Genomic DNA, 24,369 nt, shown 5'->3' on the forward strand with positions numbered 1-24,369 from the left:
TGGTGTTTTGTATCAGTTGCTATCTCTCGTTGGATTGCTTAATGAGCGATTTCCCTTATTCGGTTTATTCCAGCACCTTAAACGAATTCAGTACCTTTTCCAGCCGTTGCACCGTAGCATCCGTTTTATAGGCATCTCGCAGCGCCCAACCGATGTAATACGTGTACTTGCCTTTTTGGAAGATGTAAATGGTTCGCTCATACTCGATGTTGCTTTCTTCGCCTTTGATGACATATTTATGGGCGTTCTCACCAAAAAGCGTGACTTTTTTGTTTTCCGAAAGAGAGAAATTCGGGTTGGTTCTCGCTTCCTGCTGGAAAATGGAAGAGAACGTTCTCTCGGAATTCGTAAAGTTTTCCTGGAATACGTAAAGATTGAAGATGCAACCTTCAAAATTGTATGTTTTGCCGATGAGATTTGGGTTGTTGTTGTTGCTGTAACGGTCCTCTTCCCAATATTCCGGAATATCGATCGAGTATTTGTATTTCGGGTCTTTGATCGTCGCCACTTTGTCCCGGTCGATTAGATCATCGTCCTGAATGAAGCCGAGAGACTGATTCATCTTTTGCTCATCGATCGAGATGGAGCGGATGATCGTATTCAATCTCTCTTGCGTTTTCGCTGCATCTTGCGTTTTGTCATAACCGATTTCAATATAGAATTTGTATTTTCCCTTGAACAAGTAAATATGGTGCTGCGGATAATGCTCCTCGCCATCAAACGTGACATAGTTTCGCTCGCGCGCCGTCACGCCCGCCACCGTCGATGTCACGATGTTGCGATCGACCTCGAGCGCTTTTTCATTGAACAAATTCCGGTACATCTTCTCGTGGCGGGCTACCCAATCATCCAGCTTTTCATTGTCCGCGATGGAGGTCACCTTGATCGAAATCCACTGGTTCTCTTCATCATTCTGGAAAGTAGCGGAGCCATCGCTGCCGCTCTGCTCCCAGTCAGCCGGCACCTTGATCTTCAGACCATAATCTTTGTAGTCGAACCAGCGGTACCCGTTCTCGACATTGGACAGGTCCTTGATGGCTTTATCCTGTTTGTCAAAATTGAGGGTAAAGCTGTCCAGCAAATCTTTGTAGCTTTTGTATTTGAGCGGATTGTGGAAGTCCGCTTCTTCGCTGACGGTCAGTCTGACTTCAAAAACTTTGTCGCCCTTCCGGTAAGCGCGGTTTTCCCCGATGTAGCCATCTTCATCCCTCGTAACGGAGCGGGCGTAGGACTGTCCGTCTTTTTCAACATACTCTTTGGAAAGGATCGTGTCGTAAGAATTGTTGGTCAAAAGCTTCAGCAGCCCGTCGTTGGACAGGTTTTCCGGCTGGTTTTCCAGCACGCTGACGCTCAGCCAGAACGTCTCTTTGCTGTCATTGAAGCTGACGTAATCCCCTTTGAAACTTTGGTAGCCTTTGATGAGCCCAGTCGGGTATTTCATGGACCAGCCAAAGTAGCTGTCGCCGATTTTGGTTTTCCCCTGGTCGGAATCCAGCGTGCTTTTTGCCGGAGCGGACGTTTGCGAGGAAGCCCCGTGGATGCTGATTTCCCCTGTCTGCTTGTTTTCGTTTACGCTCGCACCGAGAAACTGCGAAACCAGCGTGATCGGCACCATCGTTTTCCCGTTTTTCAGCTCGGGTGCGACCGCCAGCACCAACGGTTTTCCATTCAGCTTCGCATTTTTGTCACCAATTTTCAGCGTGACCGTCTTCGCGCCAGCCGACAGCTCAATGGTCTGCGTCTGGTTATCCCACTGGAGCGTCGCTCCGAACGAGTTGGTGATGATGCTGAGCGGAATCATCGTCGTGCCGTTGACCACATACGGTTTTTCAATGGTAGACGCGCTTCCGTTGACGGTGATGTTTTCTTGGCCGACTTTCAGGCGGACATCGATGCTTCCGGATGTCGCCGTATCGGCATAAGCCAGACTGGTGCTCAAAAGCAGTGGTACAAGAATTAGTGTACCCGTCATTTTTTTCAATCCACGCAACATACTAAGCCCCCAATGTATCTGTTATTTCTTCTCTTCGGCAAAAGTCACGCTACGTTTGATCAGATCCCCGTTCGATTGGGTCATGATCTCGACTTTTTGGCCTGGCAAATATTTCTTCAGCAATTCGTTAAAATCCACAATCGTCGTAATCGACTGGTTGTTGATGGAGTAAATCACATCACCGGCTTTGATACCTGCCAGTGAAGCCGGAGAGCCTTCTTCCACCCGCACGACGTGCAGCGGTTCTTTCGTCGGCAAGCCGACAACCGCTGCCCAGCTTTCTTCCAGCTCGGCCCCGAAATACGGCCGTTTGACTTTTCCATACGTGAAGAAATGATGCAGCACATATTGCACCGTATCCGCCGGAATCGCGAAGCTTAAGTTGTCGATCCCGATGGAAGCGAATTTGAGCGAGTTGATGCCCACCACTTCCCCTTTCATATTCACCAAGGGACCGCCGCTGTTGCCCGGATTGACCGCTGCGTCGGTTTGGATCAGGCGGTACGTGGAATTGACGGAGCGGTTCACCCCGCTGATGATGCCAGACGTCGCCGAATTCCGCAGCGAAAAGGAAATCGGCGTCCCGATGGCCACGACCGTTTCGCCCATTTTCATTGTGTAATTCGCCGCGAACTTGGCTGGCGCGAGACCCGTCGCCGCGATTTTGACCAAGGCCAGATCGCTTTCTTCGTCCATGTTCGTCACTTTCCCGTCGTACTGCTTGCCGTCAAGCGTGACGACCGTCAGATTGGACATATCCTTCACCACATGGGCATTGGTCACAATCCAGCCGTCCGCCTTCACGACTACTCCTGTTCCATGGGCCAGATTGAACCGATCCGATTTGTCCAGCTGGTCCGGTTTCCCGATGATCGCGACCACGCTCGGAGAGGTGCGCTGGATCACCGTCGGGATGTCGTATGTAGTCGGCGCTTTTTCCGGCACGGCGGTGCCCGCAGCGTAAGCGGCTGGAGCCGGGAATGGGAGAGGGAAAGTAAAGAAGAGTGCAAGAAGTGCGCCGCCTGCAATGAATTTTTTGAATGTGGTAAGCACGTTTTTTCATCCTTTCTGCTGATGCGCTTCACTCGTGTAACACTGTGCCTGACGCCCCCCTTTCCGCTTACGCGACGTGATTGGCTGGCAAAAGAAAAAGGCCATTCAAGAACCGAATTAGCCTTTTTACCCGATCATTGTTTGATGGTAGCCCAGCTATTGTCGTTCGCAGAACATGTCAATCAGGAGGCCGATGGTTTCACGTGAATTGCAAATGTCAGCTTTTTTTCTGATTTTGATGGATGGCGTTTCTTTTTGCCAAAAATAACCTAATGTTGGTAACATTGTAATTTGCTTGGCTTGAAAATTCAAATGATGTTTCTTTGATAATCAGTGAAATTAAATCGAAAGCAATATAATCGATTTTTGTATCAATTAACCTTCTAGTAATTAAATCTCATACTTTTGTTGAAAAATATGTCTTTTTTATTATTTTATCGACAAATTTTGACAGTATACCCCAAATAGTGTCAGGTATAATTAACCAGACATTCAAAATCAGGGGGATATTATGTGGGTATTTATAGGATTACTTAGTTTCGTTTGTATTTTTGTTTTTCTAGTTTTGTCATTAATCGCCGCATTAAGAAAAACCGGACAAGCTAAAAAACACCTAAAATTATCAGGTGCTTGTTTTATCATTTTTATTTTTGCTTTAATTTTATCTCCAAGCAATAATCACGAGGCTTCAGACAAAGTAGATTCAAAGTCAGTTCAAGAGTCCACTGAACCAGAAAAGACTTCACCAGAGACTACATCTCCAGCTACCTCAGAACAAGCAACTCAGGCGGCAGAACCACAAACAACTGAGGCTACCCCAGTATCAACACAAGTGAAGCAAGAGCCAGCTAAAGAGCCTGATAAGCCAAAAAATGAGATTCCAGGAACAATTGGTATGAACCCTGAGCAATTTCAAAAAGCTTTTAATAAAGTTGCCAAAGATAATAAAATCGACTTAAAGATAAGCAAGATAACAGTAGAAAAAGGAGATGCACAAGATACGTTTCAGTACAAATTCACAAAAAATCTTGCACTCCTTGGTACTGTAAACAAGAAGGACGGAAGCATTAGAGATATTACTTTACTCGGAACTGGTGATGGTTCGTTTAAATCCGGGGCAGACATTATGCTCGGCATTTCACTAATGATTGCATCAACTAACCCCGAATTACCCCCTGACGAACGGGGAGCAGTTCTAGAAGACCTTGGCCTAATTGGCGGAGAAGGAGGTATAATGGGTCTTCACAACGAGACGATTAGAAATGGTATGAAATACACCATCATGACCTCGGAACAACTTGGAATATGGTTTATTGTTGGGGATGCCAATGAAAAGAAATAGAGCGCAAAGGCGCTCTTTTTTTGTAGCATTAGAAATATGTTCTACTGTTTTATTTCAACCCCAGTAAATTCTACTATTGTAATGGAAGGTAGTTCGCCGTTTCTACTCTCTTTGTACAACATCTTTGATCTAATCATAAAAAGGTGATCAGCGAAGCCGCGCCACCAACTACCACCGTTCGATCCGCTCACTATCATTTAGTAGTGGTTTCTACACCACCGCCTGATTAACCGTTAGTCTTCTTTAAATCCATCCCCACCATGGGAAATCCAATAACGACAGTCTTCTGGGATATTCTCCAAAAACGGTTCATATTTCCCCGCCCATCCATCTGGTACATAATATTCATAAGAAGCAGGTTCAGGATAATAGGATATTAACTCTTTACCATCAAAATCTACATAGAGAGACGGAAACATATCCGTTATATGACCATACAGCCCCTCCTTTAAGATCCTCACAAGTTCTTCTGTTTCAGCCTCGTAATCGCTAATTTTATCAAGAAAGCCCTCCGCGTTATCCTCATTCACCACTGCCATATCAAATCTGTCTGAGAAATCATCGGGACTATGAATTTCATACCCTTTTTCCTTGAAGGCTTTTGCCAGTTTTCGCAAATCTAAAAACCACAGTTCTTTATCCGTAACAAACCATCTATTTGACGCCTTGTATTTTACTAGCACGATTATAGTTTCAGCATATTTAGGAGTGTTAGATATTCTTACCTCTTCATTAAAGTTTTTGGTACATTTCATTGACAACTCTTTGGTGTTTCGTAATAAGCATGAGATTATCAAAAAAATCTTCAATAAAATTTTTGACTACTGAATCAAATATATCTAAAGGAACATATTCTATTCCACTCGGATGTAGAAAAGAGATAGCCTCCGAGGAATAGATTGATTCATTATTCCAAGCAATCTCAACTTTATCGTTAACCCTTCTGAAAAATACGTATGGCAGAAAAGACCCTGCTCTACTTGAAAACCAAGAGTGTTTAAACTCCCAATCTTGCTTCGTATCGAACCATACGTCCAATTCAACATCATTATCTGATTCAAAAAGCAAACAGTTATCCAAAAGTTCAAGCGAGTTTTGTCCTTTCACAGGTAGCGGAAATAGTTCATCACTTACTATATGCTTCAAATTTTCAATCAACCATTCTACTATATACATCAAATTCCATTGATAAGTCGTTATACTGCTCCCTCTCCTATATTCACAAACATGTATCCCTTGAACAATTAATTCAAATCGCCCCCATGTTTCCCCAATTAAACTTATTTCGTTAAAAGGATTTGTTACGAACTCATATCGAATAGCGAATACGTTTTTATCACCAAAAACCTTCACCATTATTCACCCTCTTAAACAGCTATCCCCTATTATTTTTTGGCAGTTCTTTTTCAAGTGGTTCTCGAACCATATGTTTGAATGGTACCTTACAAACCCCGAATAATTTGTAATTCGCTCTAGCTTGATTCAGGGAAATTTTATTCGCGCCTATGTTCCTATCGGGCATATCATGTACTACAACATCAAACTGCCAATAACATACTTCGCAAATCTCAACAACAACCTCATCCTCGCTTTCTATCGTAAAATTGCCACAACAAGGACACTGCAGTCTCTTCATTTCATAGCATCTCCTCTCTTGATAAACTGGGATCGCCTATTCCCGGTCTACCACATAGGTTTTCACGGCCTTACCATACTTCCAATCGAACAAATAAACCCTATCACACCTGACGCAATGCCATACATCATACGTGGGATTGGGAATCTGCAAAGGATCGATCGGGTCGTGCTGAATGATGGCATCCCACTGCTTGTCTGTATAAACAATTAATTGCACAACATTGGGTGCGAGAGTATCCGAAAGCACATGACCACATTTGCACATCATAGACGCCATAAAACTCACTCCTTTTCGGCACTTCTCGCTTTCTATTCATACATCGAAGTTTCCATCGTTGCATACTCCACTTCCGATATAACCACGAAAATACAATGCGTCACCCGCTCCATGATTTCTTTCCTGCTCACCGTCTCGAGGATAAAACAATTACACTGGTTTACGTTCGCAGCCCATGAATTGCTTTTAGTCAAAATGCTAGATGATTCAATAGACGATATGGGGGCAACTGCAAACGTCATATCGTCCCTTAGAGAAAATAAATCCACACCGGTGACAGTCAAAGAACGGGCGGTACAATCCTCAATGAACTCTTTTGCCGATCCGATAGGCAGATAAAGTTCGTTGCCTGCTTTCACCATTACCCGAGCGTATTTGTGGTACAAGGCTTCTTCTTTGGACGCCACTATTTCTCCACCTCGTATTTTTTGTTTACACTCTACCTTGTTCCATAAAAATCCATATGCTCCTTCTTCTTATCCCCGGATTCACAAACGATAAGCCGCTAGCCCAGTTTCGGCCAACGGCTTTTGTATCTCTGACCATTCTATCCTACATCTCGAAATACACTTGCCTATCAACTCTATTAATCTGACCAGTTGGCCAATCCCGTAACATTCCTATATTACCAGCAGTTACTCCCCAACCACGAATCCCTCTCGCCCCTCCCCCAAATAATCAACCACCGCCGAAACAAACAACCTCCCAATCAGCAGCATCGCCCGTTCATCCACATCAAATTTTGGATGATGATGCGGATAAATTGCCTCAATCTCGGGATTGCGTCCGCCTATCCAGAAAAACGTGCCCGGCACTTTTTGCAGGTAGTAAGCGAAATCTTCCATGCCCATGACAGGAGCCATCGTTTCGACGCTATCTGCTCCGACCAGCTTGGCAGCGAGTGTTTCCACTCGCCTTGTTTCCTCCGGGTGGTTCCATACGGCAGGATACCCGCGGCGGTACTCGTAGCGCACGGTCGCGCCAGCACCTTCGCATGTAGCTTTGGCGATCTGACCGATGGATTCTTCAATAAGGTCGCGCACGTCTGCGTCGAAAGTTCGGACGGTTCCGGTCATTTTCGCGCTGTGCGGGATGACGTTGTATCCTTTGCCGCTCTCCAGCGTTCCGACTGTCACAACCGCAGGCTTGAGCGGATCGACACGGCGGCTGACAATGTGCTGGAGGTTGATAACCAGCTGGCTGCCGGTCACAAGTGGATCGACCGACAGATGCGGGGTGGCGCCGTGCGCTCCTTTTCCCTGAATCTCGATCTCAAACGAATCACCTGCCGCCATCATGTAGCCTTCCTTTACGCTTACCTTGCCCACAGGCAGATCGGAAGCGACATGAGCGCCGTAAATGACATCCACACCATCCAGGCAGCAGTCTTCGATCATGAATTTGGCCCCGCCAGGGATGGTTTCTTCTGCGAACTGGTGGATAAAAACGACATTGCCTGCGAGCTGATCCTTGTTTTCACTCAATGCTTTGGCGACGCCTAGCAATGCAGCTGTGTGCAGGTCATGTCCGCATGCGTGCATGACACCGGGGATGCGCGATTTGTAGGGCACGTCTTTCTCGTCTTGGATCGGGAGGGCATCGAAATCGGCGCGCAGGGCGACGGTTTTTCCGGGCTTTCCTCCACGCAGCAGCCCAACCACGCCACGTCCCCCAACAGCTGTCCGAACTTCCAGTTTCAGTGCGCCGAGGTAATCGGCAATTTTTTGTGGGGTCTTTTCCTCCTGAAAAGACAGCTCGGGATACATGTGCAAGTCACGACGAAACGCCACCAGTTCGGGGTACAGCTCATCGAGACGGGCAAAGATGGATTCCAGCATGATCTGTCACTCCTTTCACTTTTAGTGCGGCACAAAGGCATCCGTCCAGCAAATCGATCAATCCCTCACACCGACTGCGGCCGCTCCTTCACCGCCACCGCACTCCGAGTCAAGAGGCTTACCACAACCATCACCACCACATTCACCACCAACGCAACAATCCCCACATTCAAATCTTGCACCACTCTTGGCAGCGTCGGAAACAAAGTCGCAACCGTCGTTCCGGTAACCGTAATATAAGCAACCGTGATCACCCCGCAGATCATTCCAACAGCCGCCCCCTGCTTGGTAATAAAGTTTTGCTTCAAGAAGCTGAAAAACACAGCGGGTGCGAGCTGAGTAATAAAGCTGTAGCCCATCAGCAGGAGGGTGACGATCGAGTTTCCTCCATTAAAAGTAAAGTAGACGGAAATCAGCGCGATCACGGGGACGAGGGCTTTCGCCAGGTAGGTTACCTGTTTTTCCGTGGCGTTCGGCACCGCTACTTTGTAGACGTTTTTGGATAACGATGTCGCTGCGACCATCAACAGCATGGAGCCGGGCACGAGGGCGGTGAGCAATCCGGCGGCACCGATCAGGCCGACGAACCATGGATCGAACGATTGGATCGACAGGCGCAGCAGCGCGAGGTCGGTATCCGCGCCCTTCAGTCCCGGCACCTGCCCGATGGCGGCATAGCCGACCAAAAACACGAACAGGATCATGAGCGTATACAGCGGGTTGACGATCGCATTTTTGCGGAAGACTTTCGCGCTTTTGCCGGTGTACGCCCCGACGAACAGGTGCGGCCACATGCTGCTGCCCAGCACGTTGAGCAGGACGGTCGACATCAACCATGAGTAGCTCAGTCCGACATCCGGGATAGTGAGGAAGCCGGGCTTGGTCGCATTGATCTGCTCGAACATCGGCTGCCAGCCACCGTAATAATGAATCGGAAGGTAAATGCCGATGAACAGCACGACGCCGAAAATGAGAAAATCTTTGACGACGGCGGTCCATGCCGAGCCGTGAATGCCGGATACCATGACATAAGCCGTGACAGCGATGACCCCGATCCAGATCGCGGCTGTCGGCGAAATCGTACCGTAGGATGCCTCGGAGACGATGATGCCCAAGCCTTTTAACTGCAAGACGATATACGGGATCATCGAAACGACGCCGATTATGGCGACCAGTACGCCCAAAAGCGGGCTCTTGTATTTCGCGGCGTAAAAGTCGGATTGGGAGACGAGCTTGTGCTCTTTGGCATATTTCCAAATCGCGGGCAACAACCAGTAGATCAGCACATAAGCAAGGCTAAGGTATTCGATGATGTAGAGCGCGGGCCCGCCTTTTCCATACGCCCAGGAGCTGGCCCCGAGAAAGGTGAACGTGGTGTACGATTCACCCGCCATCAGAAGGAAGACGAAGACTGCGCCGAACCCGCGTCCGCCGACGCTCCATTGCTCCAGATTCATCTCTTTGCCCCGTTTGGCCCACAGGCCGATGACAAGGGAGAGCAGCAAAAATCCGAAAATGACACCGAGCGCAGCATTCATTCCGCCTCACCTCCCCGATTGGCTGGGTCGATGAAGTAAATCAGCCCGATGATGGCCGAGGTGAGCACCACCCAAAGCACGACCCAAAATAGATTGAACGGCATCCCGAGCACGTACGGCTCCACCCGGTCGACGAGCGGCAAGGCGAACACCATGCCGATAAACGGAACAAGCGAAAGAAGATGGGTGACTTTCATCTCATTGCCCCCTTATCCGATGCTATTTTTTCTTGGCTTTTTTGAAACGCGTATCAGAGAAAGCCCAATTCTTTCTGTCCGTTATCGGTGACGATGCCTTTCACGATTTTGAGCACGCCTTCCGCGTCATTGAGATTGACCAGTTCGATCGGGGAATGCGAGTATCTGCGCGGGGTGGCCACCACTCCGACCGGAATGCCTTTTCCGGCGATTGCCAAATTGGCGGCATCGGTCGTGTAGCTGTCGCCGATCAGCGTCAGGTACTGTACCGGCACCTGCGCTTTTTCCGATTGCTCCTCGATCATCGCGCGCACCTTTGGATGAATGTACGTGAAGTGTCCGCCAGCCGCATCCGCCACAGGGCATGCCGGGCCTTTGCCGAGATAGACCGGAAGCACTTTCTCCGTCTCGATGTCCGGCGTATCGCCCGCAGGGATAGTATCGAGCACGATCGCGTAGTCGGGTTCGAGCTGGTTGCCGACCATCGTCGCGCCGCGCAGCCCCACTTCCTCCTGCACTGTCACGACCCCGTACAGCGTTCCGGCAAACGCGGTGTCCTTCAATTGGTGGAACAGCTCGATGACGATCGCGCAGTTGATCCGGTTGTCTACGGATTTGGTCGAAATCAGGTCGGGATTGTGCATTTCCATGAAGTCGCTTTGCAACACGATCGGATCGCCGATCTTGATACCCATCGCTTCCACGTCCTGACGAGAGGAAGCGCCCACATCGATGTAGCAATCGCGGATCGATTTGACCTGCCGGCTCTCCTCGGGCGTCTGCAGATGGCCCGCCTTGATCCCGATCACGCCGGGGAGCTTTTTGCTCGTGATCCACACCTTGCGCCCCAGCAGCAATTGATCGGAGACATAGCCGATTTTGTCAAAGGCGATGTACCCGTTTGGATAAATATTTTTGACGCAAAAGCCGACTTCATCGGAATGCGCGCACACCATCAGCTTCGGTCCCGGACTCGAACCGTGCTTGACGGCGATCACGTTGCCGCTCGGGTCGACCTTGACCTCATCGGCAACTGCGGCCAGCTGCTCCTGCAAATAGGCGACCACTTCCTGCTCCGCGCCCGAAACGCCTACCATCCCTGCCAACTCGCGAAATCTTGCCTTGATTCTTTCCTTCATCCTTCCTTCCTCCTTCAAGTTCAATGGTATTGAAGCGCTATTCATTTCCCAATCCGGCTGTGGAGTCTCACTTCCTCAAGTGCAATTCGGTCGATTGTCGACATTTATAGAGAAAAAAATGAGATTATGTGGGACTCACATATTTCTCAATGCGGGTAAACACGTCTTTGTTATGCTTGGCGAGCAGCCGGCTTGCCTCCTGGAGACTTCCGTCCTTCAGCAGCTGCACAATGCGCTTGTGCTCTTCCAGCGACTTTTTGATATTTCGCTCCTCCAAAAACGAAACCGTTTGGTACGAGCGAAGCGGCGTGCCCAAGCGTTCGTATATGCTTTTGATGACATCGCTCTCGCTCGCCAAAATCATTTGGAAGTGAAAGTCGTAATTGAGCGCTGCGTATTCCTTCACATCGTGGCCGGCCTGCTCCATCTTGCCGATGATGGTCTCCATCCGCGCGGTCAGCTTGCTGCTGTCTTTTTCAAACAGACGCTGCAGGGCAAGCTCTTCCAAATAGTTGCGGATTTCCAGCAAATCGCGGATTTCCGCCGGCGTGTAGCCTTTGACGACCGTTCCTTTGCGCGGGATTTTTTGCACGAAGCCTTCCAGTGTCATTAAATAAAAGGCTTCGCGAATCGGGGCTCTGCTGGTGCCGAATTCTTCTGCGTATTTGGCTTCGACTAATTTTTCGCCCGATTTGATTTTGCCGAGGACGAGGTCTTCGACGATCCGCTCCTTGATCAGGTTGGACAGGGCGTTATTGATAATCTTGTCTGATTTCATGCGCTGCTCCTCGCTCGTTTGATTGGCAAATTGTCGACAATTCAGATGATAGCAAATGATTCTGACAAATGTAAATAATAATTTTTCGACTTTTCTCTCTTTTTACCGTTAAAAAATCACCCTTCCCCAGCGGGAGAGTGATTTTTCCAAGCCCTGTTACTACGCTTCTTCCTCCCGGTAAAAGCCTTGCTCCTCCGCATATCTTCCCCAATGCGGGCGTCTGCCGTCATAATCGGTGAAGCCGTACTCGTCGGACAAGCCCCAGGTGCTGAGCGCTTTGCCCGAATGGCGACCCACATCCGGGTCGGCAGCGAGCGCGGCTACGGCGCGGCCGATGTAAGCGGGCGTTTCGGATTGAAGAAAATTCGGATCGATTTTGGCAGCATCCCGCCAGTTTTCTTCCGTGACGCCGAAATGGTCGAGCATTTCCTCGGAGCGTAAGAAACCCGGCGTCAGCGACAGCGCCGTGATATTGTGCGGGCGCAGCTCTGCGGCCATCGCCTTCGCCAGATGAATCACCGAAATTTTGGCCAGGCTGTAGTACAGATTGCCCCGGTAACGGTAGTCGGTGCCGTCCGTAATTTCGATGATCAGCCCGCGTTTTTTGGCGATCATGAGCGGCGCGCCGTAATGGCTGGTGATGAGGTGGGAATGGATGCCGCGCGTCTGCATCAAGAGTCCGTTCGGAAGCGATTGCTCCCAGAACGGTTTGCCCCACTCGTACAGCTGCTCCCCGCCCCACACGTCGTTGACCAGGATGTCGAGCTGTCCGTCCTGTTCCGCGTTCACCCGAGCGAACAGTTCGCGCACTTCCTCCTCTCGCGTGTGGTCGACGCGCATTGCGATTCCGGTTCCTCCCGCTGCAGTCACCATTTCTGCCGTTTCTTCAATCGTTTCGCTTCGCTGCAAATCTGACTGGCTGCCGCGCACGCTGCGTCCTGTCACATACACGGTCGCCCCGGCTTCGCCCAGCGCGACGGCAATGCCCCGGCCTGCACCACGGGTTCCGCCGGCCACAACTGCAATTTTTCCTGCCAAAGGTTTTGTCATGAGAGAATACCTCCTGTTTTTTCATACAGATAAGTGCAACCGCGGCCCCGCCAAAAAACTTGGCGTAGTCAGGTTTTCTAATCATGCCCACAGTGTACAGGATCATATATGACAAGTGCTGTCATAATAAAAATGGTAGAGTAGAAATAGTTTTACGCTTGGTCGAAAGGAACAGAACAGGGATGGAGGGCTTTTGGGTGAAAGCGGAGCGGTTGTTGAGCATTTTATTGCTGCTGCAAAATCATGGACGCTTGTCTTCCCGCCAGTTGGCAGAGCGGCTGGAAGTGTCGGAGCGGACCGTTCATCGGGATATGGAGGCGCTCAGCGCTGCTGGCATTCCCGTCTATGCCGAACGCGGCTCGGCGGGGGGCTGGTGTCTGGCGGAAGGATTTCGGACGAATTTGACAGGCATGACAGGGGAAGAGATTCGCGCCCTGCATCTGGCGGCTCCGCTGGCACAGCTCGGCGATTTGGGCATGCGCGGAGCTTTTGACGCAGCGTTCCAAAAGCTGGTGGCCGCCTCGCCGACCGCTGTGCGGCGCGATGCCGAGCAAGTGCGGGAACGGCTCCATATCGATGGCGCGGGCTGGCATCAATCGGATGAAGAGGTGCCGCTGCTGGCAACCGTCCAGGATGCGGTCTGGGCAGGCCGAAAGCTCGCCATGACGTATCGACGCGAGGATGCGTTGGTGGAGCGGGTCGTCGAGCCGCTGGGACTCGTGGCCAAGCGCAGCGTCTGGTATTTGGTCGCACAGGTGGAGGGAGACATTCGCACGTACCGGATTTCGCGTCTCATACGTGCGCAGCTGTTGGACGAAACGTTTACGCGGCCTGCGGATTTCGACCTCGCTTCCTTTTGGGACACCTCTACGGCACAGTTCAAGGCAAATCTGCCTGTCTATCCGGCTTCCGTGCGCTTCCACGAAAAGCTGCTTCCCCGCCTTCAGCAGGAACGGTACGTCAAGCTGATCCATACCGCTCCTGCAAAAAATGGCTGGATCTTGGCACAGGTCCAGTTCCACACGCTGGAATCGGCCTGTGAGCTGGCGCTCGGCTACGGGGCACAGCTGGAGATCATCGAGCCGCTTGAGCTGAGACAGCGGATGATCGCGGAGATCGCCTCGCTCCATGCGCTGTATGCAAGCGATCTTCCCTCCTGAAAAGCCGCCAGCTCCCCCAGTCCCTTGCGTTCAACCGCAGCCGCTTCCCCCCACTTGCGTCACCGCATGGGCAGACACTTCAATCGCGCGCGCGGCCGCTGCAAGCGGGTCGCCTGTTTTGCTGTAGGCGGCGAGAAAACTGCCTGCAAAAGAATCGCCTGCGCCTGTCGTGTCCACCACATTCACCTTGGGGGCTGGAAGTCTGACAACCGTATCCCCGTCTGGCAGAATGCACCCGTCTTTGCCCAGCTTCAGCACGGGAACCGGGACATGACGATGCAGCTCGCGCAAAATCGCTTCAGGCTCCTCCTGTCCGGTGAGCAGCGCTCCTTCCTCGTAATTCGGGAACAGGAAGGTCACGCCGGGAAGCTGCTGCAAAAACAGCTCCTTTAACTTACGCAAATGAAAGGTCGAGCTGGGGTCAAGCGCGATTGGAACGCTGTGCGCCAAGGCCGCAGCCTTGGCATGAAGCGCCGTTCGCCTGAGCTGCTCGTCGAACAGGCTGTAGCCGGACAAATACAAGAGAGCGCTGCGGCCGATTCCGGCGGCGTCGACATCCTTGGGGCCAAGCAGCAGATTGGCGCGGCGATCCGGGATCATCGACCGCTCGCCTGTCTCGCGATCGATCAAAATCACGTTGCGCCCTGTCTCCTCCTGCTCATCACGTACAAGCTCGCAGATAATACCCGCTTTTGTCGCTTTTTCGAGCAAGTAGTCGCCGAATACATCCCGGCCGATTTTTCCGATCAGTCTCGTGTCGGCGCCTTCTCGCGCGCACCAGCTGGCGACGTTGAGCGCCTGCCCGCCCGGCCGCATGTCGACCGTGCCTTCCGTGTCGGTAGCGTAGCGCGTCTGGCCTTTTCGCACCAGGATCTCTACCAGCAAATCACCGACGACGGTAATCATCGCGCATGGAACGCCACCGCGATTTTCGCTGCGACAGCGGCATTGTTTTTCATCAAGGCGATGTTGGAGGCGAGGCTCGTGCCCCCTGTGCTTTCCTTGATCTTGGACAGAAGGAACGGCGTGACCGGTTTGCCCGCGATTCCGGCTGCGTCAGCCTCTTTCAGCGCTGTGTGGATCGTCGCCTCCATCTTTTCACGGTCCAGCTCATGCTCTGCCGGAATCGGCACCGCCACCGCTACCGAATGCTTCAAGCCCAGCTGCTCCTTCGTTCGCAGCAGCGCGACCAGCCCTTCCGCATCGACCGATTCGATCGGCTGGCCGGAATCGCGCACATAAAAGCCAGGATAACGATCTGTCTCGAAGCCGTAGACCGGAACGCCGGAGGTTTCCAAATATTCCAACGTTTTCGGGATGTCCAAAATCGACTTGACCCCGGAGGAGAAGACGCATACGTCATATTGTGCCAATGCCGGCAAATCTGCCGAAATATCGAACGTCTCTGCCGCGCCACGATGAACGCCGCCCAATCCGCCAGTGGCAAAAAAGCGAATGCCTGCCTGATCAGCCGCATAGGCCGTGGCCGCTACGGTTGTCGCGCCGATTTGGTTGGCGGATAGCACGCGGGGGATGTCGCGCACGCTCGTTTTCACGACACCCTGCGCAGTCCCGAGCCGCTCGATTTGGTCATCGTCAAGCCCGATGCAAATGCGTCCGTCCATCAGCGCGATCGTCGCCGGAACCGCTCCCAGCTCGCGGATCAGCTCGTGAACCTCCAGCTGCATTTTCACATTATCCGGATACGGCATTCCGTGCGAAACGATCGTCGATTCCAGGGCGACAACCGCCTTGCCCTCGGCCAATGCCGCTTTTACCTCATCGTGGATCTGGAAAAGATTCGTGTTCATGAATGAATTCCTCCTTTTATAAATGCGTGCAACTGGATCGGGCGAGCGGTTCTTTGTTGTCGTTTTGCATTTTTGCCAACGTTGGCAAAACGATCGAAAAAAATTTAGACCGATTCTCGTTCGGCAATCGTCGGGACGAACAGGACGCGCTTGACCGCGCGTTCTTCCTCTTGCAGCTGCTCCATGATCATCTGCAGCGCCAGCTTGCTCATCTCTTGCTTGGGCTGTACGAGCGAGGTCAGTGCCGGGAGCAGAAAACGCCCCATCTCCAGATCGTCGACGCCGAGCACGCCGATGTCGCGCCCGACTTGCAGCCCAGCTTCCTGGATCGCGCGGTATACGCCCACCACACGCTCGTCGCCGGAAACAAAAATCGCCGTGACCGACCTGGCTTCGAGCAGACTTTGCGTCTTTTGATACGCCGAATCGATGCTGGTCAAGCCGAATAGCACCTGGTTGTCCAAGCCTTTTTCCCGCTGGTACGCACGGAAGCCTTCCGCCCGGTCCTGATTGACGCCGGATGCTTCGCTGCCAAGAATCAGCGCGAAAGTGATATGGCCTTTTTCATGCAGGTATTTGGCTCCCATGTAGCCTGCAGCGCGGTTGTCGAGGCCGACGTAGGACGTTTCGTAGCTGCTTTTGTCCTGTCCGAGCACGACAAACGGCACGCGGTGTTCGCGCAAATAGTGCACGCGCCGGTCCCCTTCATGCGGATCGAACAGGATGGCGGCATCGCACAGACCGTGCTGCACCAAATAAAATCCGTCATTCTCGTCTTCTTCGAACTGCTCCGGCGAGGAAACGGACACGACCATGCGATAGCCTTGAGCTTTGGCCTCGCGGTGCAGCTCGAGCACGACCTCATTGTGGAAGCCGCCCAAAAAAGCATTCGTCCGCCGGTCGGCAAAAACGACAATCTGGTTCGACTTGCGGTCGCGCAAGCTGCGGGCTGCGATGTTTACCTTGAAGCCGAGCTCGTCGATCACCGCCTGCACGCGCTCCCTCGTCTCTTTTTTTACATGGGGATCGCTGTTTAAGACGCGGGAAACCGTGCGGATGGACGTCCCGCTTTTGGCCGCTACATCTTTAATCGTAAATCGGTTCATGTTCATTCCTCAATCGCTTTATGCCAACGTTGGCAGAATCTTCCCACAAGTATAAAAGGGATATTTTGCCACTGTCAAGCAAAAAGCTTGCGAACAGCGACAAAGCATCCCTTTCTTTTCTCAGCCAAGCAACTCAATCGCCTCGCGCAGCCGCCCTTGCGTCGCCGCCAAAAGCCGCCTCGCCTCCTCCGCGCTGCTGCCGGTCAGCTTGATCAAAATCGCGGTTTTCGCGTCCCCGTCCGCCTGCTGGGCCAGCTCTTCCGCCTCCTCGTAAGTGACGCCGGTCACCTCCATCACGATCCGTTTCACCCGTTCGCGCAGCTTGTTGTTTGTCGCCTGCACGTTGACCATCAGGTTGCCGTATACTTTGCCCAGCTTGATCATGGCGGCGGTGGTCAGCATATTCAACACCTGCTTGGTCGCGCTCCCCGCCTTCAAGCGCGTCGAGCCGGTCACGATCTCCGCGCCCACGACCGCCTTGATCGCCAAATCAGCATGCTGGTTGATGAGCCCTTGCTCCACACAAGAGAGCGCGATCGTTTTCGCACCGATCCTGCGGGCCGCGTCCAGAGCGCCGATGACATAAGGGGTTCTGCCGCTTGCAGCGATCCCCACCACGACATCATGTGCGGTAACCCCGCTGTCATGCACATCGCGCCGCCCCAGTTGCTCATCGTCCTCTGCCCCTTCGATCGCCCGCATGATCGCAGCGGCTCCGCCCGCGATGATGCCTTGCACCAGCTCAGGCGGGGTGCCGAACGTGGGCGGACATTCCGCTGCATCCAAAATGCCCAGCCGGCCGCTCGTCCCCGCGCCGAAATAAAAGAGTCGCCCGCCCGCTTCCACAGCCGCAATCACGCATGCGACGGCGGCGGCCACCTGCTCCAGGGCCCGTTCCACCGCATGGGGCACTTTTTTTTCTTCCCGATTCATCAATTGGAGGATTTGCATGATCGATAGCGTATCCAGCTGCCGTGTCTGCTCATTGCGTGATTCTGTCGACAAGTCTTCCAGTCTGTCATCCATCCCACAGTCCTCCTCTAAGCTCCTCCCCCGGAAGAGGATCGTTTCGTCCGGCTCACCGCCAGCCGCGATTTTTCCAGCGCGGGAATGACGGATTCGGGGCTGCGGCTGATCGTCGTAATGAACAGGATGTCGATCACATTCAATTGCGCGATCCGCGATGCCATCGCGCCGCTGCGGATGCTTTGCTCGACCGAGCTGGTGAACAGCTTGATGTCGGCCAGCTCCGCTACGGGCGATGGGCCGAATTTGGTCAACGTGATGATCGTCGCTCCCTGCCGTTTCGCCTCGCCGAGCGATTGAATGATGTCCTCCGTTTGTCCCGAGTGGGAGATGCCGAAAGCGACATCCCGCCCGGTCAAGCCGGTGGCCGACGTCAGCTGGCTGTGAAAATCGGCGTGCGCCTCGCACCACATGTTGACCCGCGAAAATTTTTGCTTCACATCCGCCGCAATGACGGCCGACGCCCCGACGCCGTATACGTCGATCTTGCGTGCCGCAAGCAGCGCATCTGCCGCCCGCTTCACCTCGTCGCGCGAAAGGACGGACAGCGTATCCTGGATCGATTGCGTGTTGTTCCAGCTGACCGCCTGCATGATCGCCTCGATCGGGCCGTCGATCATGATTTCCTGATAGCTGCCTGCAGCCGTCGTTTTGTTCAGATCGCCTGTGATGCGCAGCTTCAATTCCTGGAACCCTTTCATGTTGAGCGAACGCGCCAGCCTGACCAGCGTCGCTTCCGACACGCCGCTCCGCTCGGCGGCACGCTGAACCGACAGCTCCACCACCTCTTCAGGGTGAGCCAATATATATTCCGCCGCTTTACGCTCCGACGGCTTCAATTCATCCAAAATCGCCTGCAAGCCTACGAGACCTCCATTTAACATGCCGACACCGCTTTCTTCCTGATTTGCCTGTATGATTGCATGTTCGTTGCAAACGCATGCAATCATTCACTCCTCTTATTCCACTCATCTCTTCCATTCCCTTGAACACGTCGCAGCAAACCGTTCCCATTCACTTGACGGCACCTGCGGTCAGCCCCTCCATGAATTGCCTGGAGGCCACCAGAAACACCGCGATCATCGGCAGCGAGGACAGCGTCAAACCGGCAAAAATCATGCTCCAATCCGCCTCGTACTCCCCGAACAGACCGAGCATCCCGATCGGAATCGTCTTCGCGGCCTCATCCTGAATGAAAATGAGCGGGAAAAAGAAATCGTTCCACGCGGAGATGAAGTTGATGATCATCACCGTTCCCAGTGCCGGGCGGATCAACGGCAGCAAGATGCGCCAAAACACTTGAAAATGGTTGCAGCCATCCATGCGCGCCGCCTCTTCCAGCTCGATCGGCAGCGTGCGGAAAAAGCCCGTCAGGATGAAGACGGAAATCGGGATGCCGCTCGCCGTATAGATGAGGATCAGCGACCAGAGCGAGTTGGTCAGCCCGATGTTTTTCATCAGGATGAACAGCGGCACGATGCCCAGCTTCAGCGGAATCATCAGGCCGATGAGGAAAAAGAAGGAGAGAAAACCGCTCCAGGCAAAAGAAAAGCGGGCCAAATAAAACGCAGCCAGGGAGGAAAACAAAAGAATCAGTGCAACCGTGACCACGCTGACAAACACGCTGTTCCAGATATAGTCTTGAAACGGAACCAGCTCCCACAACTTGCGGTACGGCTCCAGACTGAACACGTCCGGCAGCGACAAGGGGCTGGTGAAAATCTCGGCCGTCGACTTAAAGGACGACAGGACCATCAAAACGATCGGATACGCCATCACCAGCACAAACAAATAGGCGATCAGGTAAAAAAACGAACGGGTGCCGATGCCGGTTTTCATCCGCTCCCCCCCTTCCTCAATGCTGCACCTCTTTTCGCCGCATCACATACAGAAAGGCGGCGGAAACCGATGCGACGATGAAAAAAATCACCACCGCCAGCGCTGAACCCAATCCGATGGAAACCGTATCGCCGCCGCCCGAGCTGCCGAATGCCAGCCGGTAAAAATAGACCGACATCGTATCCGTGGAATAAAACGGTTCGCCCATCGAGCCCTGCATCGCATACACCAGCTCGAACGCTTCAAACGACTGGATAAACGTGAGCACCGTCATGATCGTGATCGCCGGCATGCACATCGGCACGATGATTTTGCGAGTTAGCGTAAGTCCGCTCGCACCGTCGATCCGGGCCGCCTCGACGACCTCCTCCGGGATGGCCTGGAGTCCGGCGAGAAAGATCAGTACAGCGAATCCAAGGCCGAACCAGCAGTTGACCAAAATAATCGCCACCAAGGCGGTGTCCGGGTCGCCCAGCCACGGCTTTGCCCATTGCGCAAGCCCCAGCTTCGCCAAAATCGTATTGAGCGCGCCGTAATTCGGATTTAACATGAGCTTCCACAAAAAACCGACGACGATCACCGACAGCAGGCGGGGAAAGAAATACACCGTTTTGAGAAAGCCTGCCCCGCGCACTTTGCGATACAGAATGAACGCCAGCAAAAAGGCGAGGCCGTTTTGCACGACCATCTCGACGGCAAAATAGACCAGATTGTGCCGAAACGCGTTCCAAAACATCGAGTTGTACGGCTCGATCCCGAATAGCTTGACGAAATTGACCAAGCCGATAAAAGCTCCCTGTGTCAGCCCTTTCCACTCATACAAGCTGTAGCGAAATGCAGAAAAGATCGGATAGATTACGAACAAAACATAGACCAGCAGGGCGGGCAGCGGAAACAGGTGGATGAGCCACCTGCCCTTTCGTTTGGCATGCTGTGCTGCGGGTACAGGCATGCAGCGGTTCACCACCTTTCAGAAGCAAAAGCAGGGAAACGGAAGCGTGTGACTATTTGCTCGGTTTAAACCATGTTTCCAGCGATTTTTGCAGGTCGTCGGCTACCTGCTCCGGCGTCATTTTGTCCAAATACATGCCTTGCAGGTCGTTTTCCATCACTTTTTTCGTCGATGGGTCGCCGCCGCTGAAGTGGACCAGTGCTGCATACGGTGTCGAAATCGAATCGGACAGCTGCGCCATCTTGCTGACGAGCGGATCGTCGACCTTCACGCCGGGAATCGCGCTGATCCGTTTGAACGTATTGGCGAACAGCTCGCCGAATGCCGGGGTCGCCATGAACTCCATGAACTTGAGCGCTTCGGCCTTATGCGGCGATTTGGCATTGACTGCATAAGAGCCATCCACCCATGTCGTGATCACCTGCTTGCCGTCATCGGTCGGCATCGGGAAGAAATCGATCTGCAGATTCGGATTCATCTTCTGGATGACTTCCAGCTCAAAGCTTCCGTTGATGAACATCGCCGCTTTTTCCGTCGCGAACAGCGCCCGGATGTCGTTCAGATCCAGCCCGACGAAATGATCGGGGAAATACGGGGTCAAATCTTTCATTCGCTGGATCGACGCCTTGTATTCCGGACTCGTCATGCTGGCCTCGCCCTTCAGCATCTTTTCCACAAACGCGTTGCCGTTATAGGTGCCGGGCGCGATGACCCCGTGGGACAGCGAAAGCAGCCAGCTCTCCTTGGCTCCAAAGGCGAACGGAGTAATATTTTTCGCTTTCAACGCTTGGGCCAAGGCGATCAGCTCATCCCACGACTTCGGCTCCGAAAGCCCGTTATCGGCGAAAATTTTCTTGTTGTAGTAGATTTGCGTGGAGTTGAGCGAGAGCGGAACACCATACACCTTGCCGTCCTTGCCGCGTGCCGAGTCGAGCGCTTCTTTCGGAATCGCATCGAGTCCCTTCACCCCGTCCAGCGGCTCCAGAAAGCCCCCGTCAGCGATTGCAATCCCGGTCGCATAGGGACGGAGCTGGATGATGTCAGCCGCGCTGTTGCTTTGCAGCGCCGTATTGAGGATCGTGTTGTACTCCGTCGCTTTTTGCGGCTTGAAGCTGATCTTGATCCCCGGATTTTGAGCCTCGAATGCCGCGATGATCTTTTTGTAGCCCTCCACATCCTCGACGCGCCAGCTCGTCATCGTCAGGTTGACTTCTTTGCTCTCTGCCGCCCCGTCTCCTTTGGCCGGCTCTGTCGTGGCGGTGCCGCCTCCTCCGCCACCGCTGCACGCCGCCAGTCCGAGCGATAACGCCATCACGGTCGCCAAAAAACCGCCGCTTGCCTTTTTCATGATTTACGCCCCCTTTGTTCATAGATGCACGGCTCTTCCCCCGGGAAAGCTGGCGCAAGAACGGCCGCGTGTCCCGGTTTTTTAGACAGAAAATTCAGATCGCGATCAGCGTGAAAAGGTTGGTTTCATTTCATAAGAGATCTATATGATGTGAAACAATATTTCAAGAACGGAATTTTTGGAAAAAAAGAGCCACCGGCCTTGCTCCGGCAGCTCCTTGCTCTGAAATTGTTACGATTGTTCCAACACGTTTCCAAGCTCACCGCACCATTTACTCCAGCCATACTTCGCTCCACCCAGTGCTTGTTCATTGGAGATTCCGGTTTGTTCGAGGTGAAGGTTAACTTTTCCGTCGCCTACTTCCTGCAGCGTCCAGGTGACCGTGTGCTTCTCTCCTCCACTGGCCCACGTATAGGACAACCGGTTTGGTGCCTCCACAATCAGCACTTCGCCGTCAACAATTCCATCCCAATATTCGGACGGCTGCGTGCGGAACTGAAAACGGTGTCCTACGACGGGCTTGAAATCATTTTCCATCGCCTGACCGTTGTGGATATTGACCACCCACTTGGCAAGTTTGTTTGAATCGGTTAAAGCGGACCAAAGCTTCTCAATCGATGTTTTGTACTGAAAATCCAGGGATAATGTTAAACTCATTCTTCTTCCTCCTCTAATAGTTGGTTCAGGCGCAACAGATTCGCACTCCAAAACTTGCTGTAGAAACCTAACCAATCTTGAACTTCTCGGAGTGGTGATGCGTTTAGCCTAAATCGCGTTTCTCTGCCGACTTTTCGATCAAGCACCAGTCCGGCCTCTTTCAGGATGGCCAAATGTTTGGAAACCGCTGTACGGCCCATTTGAAACTGTGCCGTCAATTCATGAAGCGGCATCTCCTCCGCCTCTGCCAACAGACGAATCAATCGGCGCCTGGTTGGATCGGCAATCGCGTCAAACACATCCCGCAAAGGGGTATTCTCACTCACAACACTCCCTCCAAAATCGTATTTCTCTGCAGGAGACTTCTAGGGTGGTACGAAGGGACAGCCGTTACTTTCACCACCTCCTTACAGGATGGATACTGCAAGCAGTAATGTGACGGTCCAATAAGCAATTGTTTTTCCTCGGGGGTGGATTCCTGCTCTCGCGATTGTTTCCGCACCGATCATCTTGCTTATTTTTTTCCTCCTCATCAATTGGTTGATTCAAGTTCCACTCTTTCCAAATAGCTATTCCCTAATCGGACACTAAATGGTGTCACGTCGATAATACGACACCATTTAGTGTCCTGTCAACAGCATGTTACGCACAACATGACGACATGCGAAAAAAGCCTCGGCCCGTTACTGCCGAAGCTTTGCTATCGTCTCAAAATATTCCACAACAACCTCACGAAATTCCAGAGCAGCCCGCGAAATGTACCTGCTCTTGTGCCAGAGTAAAGCGATTTCCCGTACAAACTCGCGATTCTCTACTTGGAGATAATGAATATCTCCGCGTGGATTCCTCGCTGTGCTCGGTATAAAGGCGATGCCAAGTTCGGCTTCCACAAGTGAGGTTAGCCTTGCGGGTTCATCTCCCTCATACACATACGTAGGTAAAAAACCAACCGATTGGCATGCAGCGTCCACGAAATCGCGAATCCCGTAGCCTTTTTTTACACCGACAAACCATTCATCCTTTAAGTCGATCAAGGATACGCTGCTTCGGTTCGCCAGCCGATGCCCTTTTGGAACGGCAATGAGTATCGGGTCGATGAACACGATTTGACATTCAATATCATCCTCTTGGATCGGAGGCGAGGATAAACAGAAATCGACCTCTCCTCGATGAAGGCGTGTCACCATTTCCTGCATGCTCAGCATTTGCACATGGTAGTGGACATAAGGCCGCTTTTTCCGAAACTCTCGCAGGATGTTCGGCAACGCGCTTGCGGTCGTCACCGCCAATTCGAGTGTGCCATGTTCCGGGCTGGTCATATCGCGAATCTCCTGCTTCCCCTGCTCCAGTTCAAACAATGCTCGTTCCGCGCGGCGAAGGAATCTGCTTCCGAACTCATTTAGCCGCAGTTTTCTCCCGGTTCGGTCGAAGAGAGGAACCCCCAGATCGTCCTCCAGGCGTTGAATCGTTTTGCTTAATGACGATTGCGTCACATGCAGCGACCGCGCAGCTTCGGTCACGTGCTCCAAGCGGGCTACCGCTAGAAAATATTGCAGCTGAAGAAGTTCCATTTCACACTCTCCATTCATTCCTTATAGTCAATAAATGTATAACTTAAAATGCGTTG

At 52.4% G+C, this 24,369-nt stretch carries 25 protein-coding genes; 2 read left to right on the plus strand and 23 right to left on the minus strand.

The annotated features are described in order from the left end of the window. Window positions 1-64 precede the first annotated feature (64 nt). A complete protein-coding gene (locus ACTID9_RS22915; protein ID WP_441067173.1) occupies window positions 65-1,993 on the minus strand; it encodes a stalk domain-containing protein in 1,929 nt (642 codons plus the stop codon). 21 nt (window positions 1,994-2,014) lie between these two features. Beyond that, complete coding sequence (locus ACTID9_RS22920; protein WP_441067174.1) at window positions 2,015-3,046, minus strand: S1C family serine protease; 1,032 nt, start codon at window positions 3,044-3,046, stop codon at window positions 2,015-2,017. A gap of 511 nt (window positions 3,047-3,557) precedes the next feature. On the opposite strand from ACTID9_RS22920, the gene ACTID9_RS22925 reads away from it, so the two are divergent. Then, window positions 3,558-4,388 (plus strand): hypothetical protein, encoded by an 831-nt coding sequence (locus tag ACTID9_RS22925; protein WP_441067175.1) that lies wholly within the window; start codon window positions 3,558-3,560, stop codon window positions 4,386-4,388. A gap of 233 nt (window positions 4,389-4,621) precedes the next feature. Here ACTID9_RS22925 and ACTID9_RS22930 read toward each other — a convergent pair whose 3' ends face one another. From ACTID9_RS22930 to ACTID9_RS22975, 10 genes are all read right to left on the minus strand, one after another. Next, complete coding sequence (locus ACTID9_RS22930; protein ID WP_441067176.1) at window positions 4,622-5,143, minus strand: hypothetical protein; 522 nt, start codon at window positions 5,141-5,143, stop codon at window positions 4,622-4,624. Continuing rightward, window positions 5,121-5,744: a DUF5984 family protein gene (locus ACTID9_RS22935; protein ID WP_441067177.1), complete on the minus strand. Its 624-nt coding sequence runs from the start codon at window positions 5,742-5,744 to the stop codon at window positions 5,121-5,123. Before ACTID9_RS22935 ends, ACTID9_RS22930 begins: the two co-directional genes overlap by 23 nt. A gap of 19 nt (window positions 5,745-5,763) precedes the next feature. Continuing rightward, complete coding sequence (locus ACTID9_RS22940) at window positions 5,764-6,024, minus strand: CPCC family cysteine-rich protein (RefSeq protein WP_441067178.1); 261 nt, start codon at window positions 6,022-6,024, stop codon at window positions 5,764-5,766. A 311-nt stretch (window positions 6,025-6,335) separates the two neighbouring features. After that, window positions 6,336-6,710: a hypothetical protein gene (locus ACTID9_RS22945; protein WP_441067179.1), complete on the minus strand. Its 375-nt coding sequence runs from the start codon at window positions 6,708-6,710 to the stop codon at window positions 6,336-6,338. Window positions 6,711-6,938: 228 nt separating this feature from the next. Further along, window positions 6,939-8,141, minus strand: coding sequence for a M20 metallopeptidase family protein (locus ACTID9_RS22950; protein ID WP_441067180.1), 1,203 nt, complete (start codon window positions 8,139-8,141; stop codon window positions 6,939-6,941). A gap of 65 nt (window positions 8,142-8,206) precedes the next feature. Then, on the minus strand, window positions 8,207-9,679 hold the full coding sequence (locus ACTID9_RS22955) for a sodium:solute symporter family protein (protein ID WP_441067181.1): 1,473 nt from the start codon (window positions 9,677-9,679) through the stop codon (window positions 8,207-8,209). After that, a complete protein-coding gene (locus ACTID9_RS22960; RefSeq protein ID WP_441067182.1) occupies window positions 9,676-9,876 on the minus strand; it encodes a DUF3311 domain-containing protein in 201 nt (66 codons plus the stop codon). Before ACTID9_RS22960 ends, ACTID9_RS22955 begins: the two co-directional genes overlap by 4 nt. A 53-nt stretch (window positions 9,877-9,929) precedes the next feature. Next, window positions 9,930-11,015: a M42 family metallopeptidase gene (locus tag ACTID9_RS22965; RefSeq protein WP_441067183.1), complete on the minus strand. Its 1,086-nt coding sequence runs from the start codon at window positions 11,013-11,015 to the stop codon at window positions 9,930-9,932. 124 nt (window positions 11,016-11,139) lie between these two features. Next, the gene (locus tag ACTID9_RS22970) at window positions 11,140-11,793 is read right to left on the minus strand and encodes a GntR family transcriptional regulator (protein WP_441067184.1); all 654 of its coding nucleotides are present in this window, start codon (window positions 11,791-11,793) and stop codon (window positions 11,140-11,142) included. A 159-nt stretch (window positions 11,794-11,952) separates the two neighbouring features. Beyond that, window positions 11,953-12,843, minus strand: a complete 891-nt coding sequence (locus tag ACTID9_RS22975) for an SDR family oxidoreductase (RefSeq protein WP_441067185.1) — start codon at window positions 12,841-12,843, stop codon at window positions 11,953-11,955. 197 nt (window positions 12,844-13,040) lie between these two features. Between ACTID9_RS22975 and ACTID9_RS22980 the strand changes: the two genes are divergently transcribed. After that, the gene (locus ACTID9_RS22980) at window positions 13,041-14,003 is read left to right on the plus strand and encodes a helix-turn-helix transcriptional regulator (protein WP_441072708.1); all 963 of its coding nucleotides are present in this window, start codon (window positions 13,041-13,043) and stop codon (window positions 14,001-14,003) included. Between the two features lie 30 nt (window positions 14,004-14,033). On the opposite strand, the gene ACTID9_RS22985 is transcribed toward ACTID9_RS22980, so the two are convergent. The 11 genes from ACTID9_RS22985 to ACTID9_RS23035 all read right to left on the minus strand — a co-directional run bounded on the left by ACTID9_RS22985 (window position 14,034) and on the right by ACTID9_RS23035 (window position 24,313). Then, window positions 14,034-14,909, minus strand: coding sequence for a carbohydrate kinase family protein (locus tag ACTID9_RS22985; protein WP_441067186.1), 876 nt, complete (start codon window positions 14,907-14,909; stop codon window positions 14,034-14,036). Next, window positions 14,906-15,814 carry a pseudouridine-5'-phosphate glycosidase gene (locus ACTID9_RS22990; protein WP_441067187.1) on the minus strand — a complete coding sequence of 303 codons (909 nt, stop codon included), beginning with the start codon at window positions 15,812-15,814 and terminating at the stop codon, window positions 14,906-14,908. Before ACTID9_RS22990 ends, ACTID9_RS22985 begins: the two co-directional genes overlap by 4 nt. 104 nt (window positions 15,815-15,918) lie before the next feature. Beyond that, window positions 15,919-16,920: a LacI family DNA-binding transcriptional regulator gene (locus ACTID9_RS22995; protein WP_441067188.1), complete on the minus strand. Its 1,002-nt coding sequence runs from the start codon at window positions 16,918-16,920 to the stop codon at window positions 15,919-15,921. A gap of 120 nt (window positions 16,921-17,040) precedes the next feature. Continuing rightward, window positions 17,041-17,946 carry an N-acetylmuramic acid 6-phosphate etherase gene (gene murQ / locus ACTID9_RS23000; protein ID WP_441067189.1) on the minus strand — a complete coding sequence of 302 codons (906 nt, stop codon included), beginning with the start codon at window positions 17,944-17,946 and terminating at the stop codon, window positions 17,041-17,043. A gap of 14 nt (window positions 17,947-17,960) precedes the next feature. Continuing rightward, a complete protein-coding gene (locus ACTID9_RS23005) occupies window positions 17,961-18,830 on the minus strand; it encodes a MurR/RpiR family transcriptional regulator (protein ID WP_441072710.1) in 870 nt (289 codons plus the stop codon). Window positions 18,831-18,960: 130 nt separating this feature from the next. After that, entirely contained in the window at window positions 18,961-19,785 is an 825-nt protein-coding gene (locus tag ACTID9_RS23010) for a carbohydrate ABC transporter permease (protein WP_441067190.1), read from the minus strand. A 16-nt stretch (window positions 19,786-19,801) separates the two neighbouring features. Beyond that, window positions 19,802-20,737: a carbohydrate ABC transporter permease gene (locus tag ACTID9_RS23015; protein WP_441067191.1), complete on the minus strand. Its 936-nt coding sequence runs from the start codon at window positions 20,735-20,737 to the stop codon at window positions 19,802-19,804. A 52-nt stretch (window positions 20,738-20,789) separates the two neighbouring features. After that, window positions 20,790-22,085, minus strand: coding sequence for an ABC transporter substrate-binding protein (locus ACTID9_RS23020; RefSeq protein WP_441067192.1), 1,296 nt, complete (start codon window positions 22,083-22,085; stop codon window positions 20,790-20,792). A gap of 231 nt (window positions 22,086-22,316) precedes the next feature. After that, a complete protein-coding gene (locus tag ACTID9_RS23025; protein ID WP_441067193.1) occupies window positions 22,317-22,742 on the minus strand; it encodes an SRPBCC family protein in 426 nt (141 codons plus the stop codon). Continuing rightward, the gene (locus tag ACTID9_RS23030; RefSeq protein WP_441067194.1) at window positions 22,739-23,068 is read right to left on the minus strand and encodes an ArsR/SmtB family transcription factor; all 330 of its coding nucleotides are present in this window, start codon (window positions 23,066-23,068) and stop codon (window positions 22,739-22,741) included. Before ACTID9_RS23030 ends, ACTID9_RS23025 begins: the two co-directional genes overlap by 4 nt. Window positions 23,069-23,425: 357 nt before the next feature. Then, the gene (locus ACTID9_RS23035; RefSeq protein ID WP_441067195.1) at window positions 23,426-24,313 is read right to left on the minus strand and encodes a LysR family transcriptional regulator; all 888 of its coding nucleotides are present in this window, start codon (window positions 24,311-24,313) and stop codon (window positions 23,426-23,428) included. Between the last annotated feature and the right edge of the window lie 56 nt (window positions 24,314-24,369).

The sequence above is a fragment of the Brevibacillus fluminis genome, assembly GCF_052072235.1.
Lineage (GTDB): Bacteria > Bacillota > Bacilli > Brevibacillales > Brevibacillaceae > Brevibacillus_D > Brevibacillus_D fluminis_A.